Below are 6,194 nucleotides of genomic sequence, written 5' to 3'. Positions count from 1 at the left end.
GGAGCCTGATGCGGCTCAAGCCACCGGTGCCTTCCGCACGAAAGCGAGCGACGATGAACAGCGCCGGCGGCGAGCCCGAACCCCGAGAGACCTCTGCGGGGTGGTGCGGTCGGTGACCGCGTGCGCGTGGCGGGCGGGCGGCGAGCTGCCGCTCATCACACCTCCGGGCCGCAAGGGAGCCGACGCGCGCACGGTGTGACACGTCGAGTGATCCCGGGCGTGGATCCGCCTGGTTGAGCCATCCCCCCCCCGATGGACCAGACACGCCTCCGGTCGTCGGCGTACTGGCGCGCGCGCAATGCTCCGGGCGCCGGTGACAGGGCGGGGGCGGTGCCGGCCCGGGCCGCCCCCCCCGGCGTGGTTCGTCACGCCCCGGGGTCGTCGGCGTTCGGGGGGGCCCTAACGGCCCCGGGGGCGGTACTCGGGGCGGGGGGGGTCCCGCCGGGCACCGCCCCCGCCGGCTTACTTCGCCAGTGGGCCGAACTCCTCGCGGGTGTCCACCGGCTTGCCGAACAGCTGCCACCGCTCGCCCTTGAACCGCATCAGCTGCATCGTCTCGATCGGGAAGGCGTCGCCGCGGCCCGTGGACAGGGTGACCCCGGGCAGCAGCATGTTCACCTTCACGTCCTTCAGGTTGCGCACCGCGTCCCGCAGACCCTCCCTGGTCGGGCACTTCATCGCGTCCAGGGCCTGGTGCAGGCTGGAGGCGGCGGCCCAGCCGTAGGCGTTGAACTGGTTGGCCGGGTCGGCGTCGGGGGCGTACTTGTGCATGGCGTTCGTGTACGTCTTCATCTCGGGGTCGTTCGCCCACTGCGGGTCGGCGGGGTCCTTGAAGTAGGTCGCCGAGACCACGCCCTGGACGTTCTTGAACCCTACGGGCTGGAGCACGGCGGCGGACGAGGCCACGTTGTTCACGATGTGCAGCGGGTTCCACTTGGTGTTCTTGGCATCGGCGGCGAGTGCCTGGCTGCCGAACTTGGGCGTGGTGATGTTGAGCAGCACGTCCGCCTTGGAGCGGGCAAGGTTGGCCATCTGCGCGGAAACGGAGGGGGCGGTGACCTCGTAGCTCTCCTTGGCGACCACCTTGATGCCACTGCCGGCGACGGCCTGCTGGAATCCGCCGAGCAGGTCCTTGCCGAAGTCGTCGTTCTGGTAGAGGACCGCGACCTTGGCCTTCGGCTTCGCGTCCTTGAGGTACTTGGCGTACACCCGTGCCTCGGCGACGTAGTTGGGCTGCCACCCGATGGTCCAGGGGTGCTTGTCGTCCGTGCCCCAGACGGAGGCGCCCGTGGCGACGAAGGGCTGCGGCACCTTCTGCTTGTTCAGGTAGTCCCACACGGCTGCCGTGGACGGCGTGCCCAGGGTCTGGAACACGGCGAAGACCTTCTCCTGCTCGACCAGTCTGCGGGCCTCCTCGACCGCCTTGGGCGGCTGGTAGCCGTCGTCGCGGACGACGAACTCGACCTTGCGGCCGTCTATGCCACCGTGGGCGTTGACGTACTTGAAGTGGGCAGCCACGCCCTTGCTGATCGTGCCGTACGCGGAGGCCGGTCCCGACAGCGGGTAGATCCCGCCCAGCTTGATGGTCGTGTCGGTGATACCGGTGGTCTGCTGGCCCTTGCAGGCACCGTCGGCGGCGGTGCCCTTGTCGTCCTGGCCTCGCTGGCTGCCGCAGGCGGTCGCGGTGAGCAGGGCGGCGGCAGCGGCCGCGGCCGCTGCCGCCCGCAGAGCGGTGGTCTTGCGCATGTGATTCATTCCTTTTCCGTGCGGGGCGGTGCGCCCACGGGTTCGGCGTCGACAACTGCGGGGTCCGCAGGGGTGAGGGTCGCGGAGGGGTCGGATGCGGCCTGGGACTTCGGCTGCGGATCAGGCACGGATTCGGCCTCGGGCACGGATTCGGCCTCGGGTTCGGAGGCAGCCTCAGCCGCTGAGTCCGCCTCGGGTTCAGAGGCAGCCTTAGGCACGGAGTCCGCCTCGGGTTCAGAGGCAGCCTCAGGCACGGAGTCCGCCTCGGCTTCGGAGGCAGCCTCAGGCACGGAGTCCGCCTCGGGCGTCCGGTCGAGGGCGGCGGCGGTGCGGGTCGGGCGACGGACGACAGCGGCCCGGACACGGGCCGGCAGACCGGCCAGCCCCGTCGGGGCCACGAACATCACCGCGATGATCAGCAGGCCGAAGACCACTCCCGGAGCGGCCTCGCTCAGGTCCTGGGACACACTCGGCACGTACATCACGAACGCCGCCCCCAGCAGGGGCCCGTACAGCGAGGCGAGCCCCCCGACCACCAGGCCGGCGAGCAGCATGATGGACAGAACGAAGCTGAAGGAGTCGGGCGAGACGAAGCCGATCACCCAGGTGTACAGACACCCGGCGACACCCGCGAACATCGCGCTCCACGCGAAGGCGAGGGTCTTGTGCAGCGACAGCCGTACGCCCATGACCTCGGCGGCGCTCTCGTTGTCCCGCGCAGCAAGCAGTGCCCTGCCGACCCGGGAGCGCAGCAGGTTGCGGGCGAGCAGCAGGGCCACCGCGGTGACGGCGAGGACGACGAAGTACATCCACTGGTCCTCGGCCAGCCCGCTCCACGCGGGCGGCTGCAGCTTGTCCACGGTCAGGCCCATGGAGCCGCCCGTCACCGGTTCCAGCCGCTTGAGCAGGGGCGGCAGGAACACCGCGAACGAGAGGGTGACCAGGGCCAGGTACAGTCCGCGCAGCCGCAGGGCGGGCACTCCGAACCCGAGGCCCAGCAGGAAGCATCCGGCGGCCGCGACGGGCAGTGTGGCCAGGTGCCCGGTGTCGTACCGGCCGAGCATGACCGCCGCCGTGTAGGCACCCGCGGCGAAGAACGCGCCGTGCCCGAGCGAGATCTGCCCGCCGAAGCCGACCAGCAGGTTCAGACCGGCCAGTGCCACGGCGTACAGGAGCACCATGGTCAGCTGGAAGACCTGGAAGGGGGCGAAGTAGAACGGTGCGCCGGCGGCGGCCGCCGCCGCGAGCAGCACGGTGACCGCGGCGCGCAGGCGCCGGGCGCGGTCCGTGCCGAGTGTTGCGATGATCGTGCTCATGCGCGTTCCACCGCCGCCCGTCCGAAGAGGCCCTGGGGCCGTACAAGCAGCACCGCCAGGATGATCACCAGGGGAACGCCCACCTTCAGATCGGCGCCGACCACATCGACGTACGCCCCGGTCAGCGTCTCGGCGACGCCCACGAACAGGCCGCCGACGACCGCGCCCACGGGGCTGTCGAAGCCCCCGAGGGTGGCTGCGGCGAACGCGTAGATCAGCACTCCGCCCATCATGTTGGGCTCCAGGAACAGCAACGGGGCGACGAGCACGCCCGACAGGGCGCCGACCGTGGCGGCCAGCCCCCAGCCGAGCATCAGAACTCGGCCCACCGGGATGCCCGACAGCCGGGCGGAGGCCGGGTTGCAGGCGACCGCCCGCATCACCAGGCCGACGGAAGTGTGCTGGAACAGCAGATACAGCAGGCCCATGACGACGGCCACCACGCCGATGATCCCGAGAGTCGACCAGTCCACGCGCACCCCGGCCAGGTCGAGCCCGCCGTCGGGGAACGGCTGCGGGAAGTCCTTCACGGTGAACGACCAGATCAGGCCGGCCAGCGCGTTGACGAAGATGAACAGGCCGACCGTGACGATGACCACGGTCAGCTCGGGTGCGCCCTGCACGGGGCGGATGACGATCCGCTCGACCAGCATGCCGCCGGCGAAGGACACCGCGAGGGTGACCGGCAACGCCAGCCAGAACGGCATCCCGGACGCCACCAGCTGCCAGGCGACGTACGTGGAGAGCATGGCCAGCTCGCCCTGCGCGAAGTTGACGATCCCCGTGAACCGGTGGATCAGCACCAGGGCCAGCGCCAGGCTGGCGTACACCGCGCCGGAGCCCAGCCCTTCCACGATCTGCTGGAGAAATTCGGTCACGGCACTCACCCGGTCTTCCGGGCGCTGACGAAGACACCGAGGTACACCTCGGCGACCTGCCCGTCCTCGCGGATCTGCTGAGCCGGTCCGGACAGCACCAGGCGGCCGGCCTCCAGTACGTGCGCCCGGTGCGCGATGTCCAGCGCGAGCTGGGCGTTCTGCTCGACGACGACCACGGTGGTGCGTTCCTCCTCGTTGACGGCACGGACGATCTCGAACAGTTCGCGGGTGACCAGCGGGGCGAGCCCCAGGGACGGCTCGTCCAGGAGCAGCAGCGAGGGCCGCAGCATCAGCGCCCTGCCGATGGCGAGCATCTGCTGCTCCCCGCCGCTGAGGCTGCCTGCGGCCTGACCCGACCGCTGGCGCAGTTTGGGGAAGTAGCCGTAGATCCGTTCCAGGTCGGCCGCCACGGCCGCGCGCTCGGCACGGCCCCGCAGGAGACCGGTGCGCAGGTGGGCGCCGATGCGCAGGTTCTCCTCGACGCTCAGCTCGTTGAAGGTGCCCCGGCCCTCGGGCACGTGCGCCACGCCGAGCCGGGCGGCCTGCTCGGGCGAGCGGCCCAGCAGCTCCGTACCATTCAGGGTGATCGAGCCTCGGCCGCGGGCCATGCCGCACAGGGCCCGCAGCATCGTGGTCTTGCCCGCGCCGTTGGGCCCGAGGATCGCGCACACCTCTCCGCGGGCGACGGAGAAGTCGAGGCCCTGGAGCACGCGGGCCTGGCCGTATCCGGCGTGCAGGTCGGAGACCTTCAGGAAGTCCGGCTCCACGCTCTCCGCGGACTCGGTGGGGTCGGAGGTGGGCTCGCTCATGCGGCCACCCCCAGGTACGCCTCGACGACCGCCGCGTCGCGCTGGATCTCCTCGGGCGAGCCCTCGGCGATCTTGCGGCCGAAGTCGAGGCAGACCACCTTGTCGCACAGGCCCATCACGAAACCCATGTGGTGTTCGACCACCACGAGGGTGAGGTCGAAGTCCTGGCGCACCGACCGGACCAGATCTGCGAATTGGTCGACCTCGCCGTGGCTGAGCCCGTTGACGGGTTCGTCGAGCAGCAGCAGCCGCGGCCGTACCGCGAGGGCCCGGGCGAGTTCGACGCGTTTGAGCGTGCCGAACGGCAGCCCGGAGGCGGGGTGGTCGGCGATGTCCGCCAGGTCGAGGCGCCGTAGCAGGTCGTCCGCCTGGTCACTCAGTTCCCTCTCCTCTCGCCGGACGCGGGGCAGCCGGAGCGCCGCGGCGAGGTGTCCGGTGCGCCCCCGGCTGTGGGCGCCGACCATGACGTTCTCCCGGACCGTGAGCCGCGGGAACAGGCCGAGATTCTGGAAGGTGCGGGCGATGCCGCGCCCGGCCACGGTGTGCGGCGGAAGGGCGAGCAGGTCCCGACCACGAACCCGCGGCACAGGTTGAGGAAGATCGCGCCCGGCTTCATGCGGGCGAACTGCTTCTCGCCGAAGAGGCCGGCGTTGCCGGAGCGGCCGTCCACGTGCAGCGTGACGATGTCGGCCGTCTCCAGCAGCTCGTCCAGCGTCTCCAGGCGGCGCGCGTTGCCCAGCGCCAGCTTCTCCGCGGTGTCGTAGAAGACGACGGACATGCCCAGGTTCTCGGCGAGCACGGAGAGCTGCGAGCCGATGTTGCCGTAGCCGATGATGCCGAGGGTGCGGCCGCGCACCTCGTGCGAGCCGTCCGCCGACTTGTCCCACACGCCCGCGTGCAGGGCGCGGTCGCGCTCCGTCATGCGGCGGGTCAGGGAGATGATCTCCGCGATCGCCAGCTCCACCACGGAGCGGGTGTTGGAGAACGGCGCGTTGAACACCGCGACGCCGCGGTGCGCGGCCGCCGTCAGGTTGATCTGGTTGGTGCCGATGCTGAAGGCGCCGACGCCGACCAGGCTGTCGCTCTCGGCCAGCACGCGCGCCGTCACCTCGGTCTTGGACCGGATGCCCAGGAGCTGGACGCCGTCGAGCGCCGCGATGAGCTCGTCCTCGTCGAGCGCTCCCTTGCGGTAGTCGACCTCGTACCCGGCCGACTCGAGGATCGGGACGGAGGTGGGGTGGACGTTCTCGAGGAGAAGGGCTCGCTGCACGCACCCATGGTGCGCCAGGGGGAGCGGTAGCGACAAACGGATCGGGCCCACGTCCCGCCTGCTGGGACGGCAGGTGGGACGCAGGCCGACGACGGGCCGCCCGTGGCGGGCGCGGGTCAGAACCCTTCGGGCAGGTCGCGCGCGTGCACCACGACGAGGCGCTGCGTGGGGCGGG

The 6,194-nt window shown here is 71.0% G+C and carries 6 protein-coding genes and 1 pseudogene; 1 reads left to right on the top strand and 6 read right to left on the bottom strand.

The annotated features are described in order from the left end of the window. Positions 1-199, top strand: a 199-nt coding sequence (locus tag AB0C34_RS31345; protein ID WP_357081017.1) for a hypothetical protein, incomplete at its 5' end; no start/stop codon positions are given. A gap of 263 nt (positions 200-462) precedes the next feature. Here AB0C34_RS31345 and AB0C34_RS31340 read toward each other — a convergent pair. The 6 genes and pseudogenes from AB0C34_RS31340 to AB0C34_RS31315 form a co-directional block, all read right to left on the bottom strand. After that, positions 463-1,746, bottom strand: coding sequence for an ABC transporter substrate-binding protein (locus AB0C34_RS31340; RefSeq protein WP_357081014.1), 1,284 nt, complete (start codon positions 1,744-1,746; stop codon positions 463-465). Between the two features lie 5 nt (positions 1,747-1,751). Next, a complete protein-coding gene (locus AB0C34_RS31335; protein ID WP_357081011.1) occupies positions 1,752-3,062 on the bottom strand; it encodes a branched-chain amino acid ABC transporter permease in 1,311 nt (436 codons plus the stop codon). Further along, positions 3,059-3,940, bottom strand: coding sequence for a branched-chain amino acid ABC transporter permease (locus tag AB0C34_RS31330; RefSeq protein WP_357081008.1), 882 nt, complete (start codon positions 3,938-3,940; stop codon positions 3,059-3,061). Before AB0C34_RS31330 ends, AB0C34_RS31335 begins: the two co-directional genes overlap by 4 nt. Positions 3,941-3,945: 5 nt before the next feature. Further along, entirely contained in the window at positions 3,946-4,749 is an 804-nt protein-coding gene (locus AB0C34_RS31325) for an ABC transporter ATP-binding protein (RefSeq protein WP_357081005.1), read from the bottom strand. Next, the gene (locus AB0C34_RS31320; protein ID WP_357081002.1) at positions 4,746-5,288 is read right to left on the bottom strand and encodes an ATP-binding cassette domain-containing protein; all 543 of its coding nucleotides are present in this window, start codon (positions 5,286-5,288) and stop codon (positions 4,746-4,748) included. The genes AB0C34_RS31325 and AB0C34_RS31320 overlap by 4 nt, the downstream gene beginning before the upstream one ends. Before the next feature lie 41 nt (positions 5,289-5,329). Beyond that, positions 5,330-6,019: pseudogene (locus AB0C34_RS31315) on the bottom strand (NAD(P)-dependent oxidoreductase); the annotation flags it as partial. Positions 6,020-6,194: the final 175 nt, after the last annotated feature.

Source organism: Nocardia sp. NPDC049220 (genome assembly GCF_040647855.1).
Taxonomy (GTDB): Bacteria; Actinomycetota; Actinomycetes; order Mycobacteriales; family Mycobacteriaceae; genus Nocardia.
Note: the sequence above shows the minus strand (reverse complement) of the source record. Positions and strands in the feature narration are given on the sequence as shown.

What these genes read in the sequence shown, in the direction of transcription:
- AB0C34_RS31325 (WP_357081005.1), bottom strand. Translation starts at nt 4,749, where the DNA reads ATGAGCGAGCCCACCTCCGACCCCACCGAGTCCGCGGAGAGCGTGGAG.
- AB0C34_RS31335 (WP_357081011.1), bottom strand. Translation starts at nt 3,062, where the DNA reads ATGAGCACGATCATCGCAACACTCGGCACGGACCGCGCCCGGCGCCTG.
- AB0C34_RS31340 (WP_357081014.1), bottom strand. Translation starts at nt 1,746, where the DNA reads ATGCGCAAGACCACCGCTCTGCGGGCGGCAGCGGCCGCGGCCGCTGCC.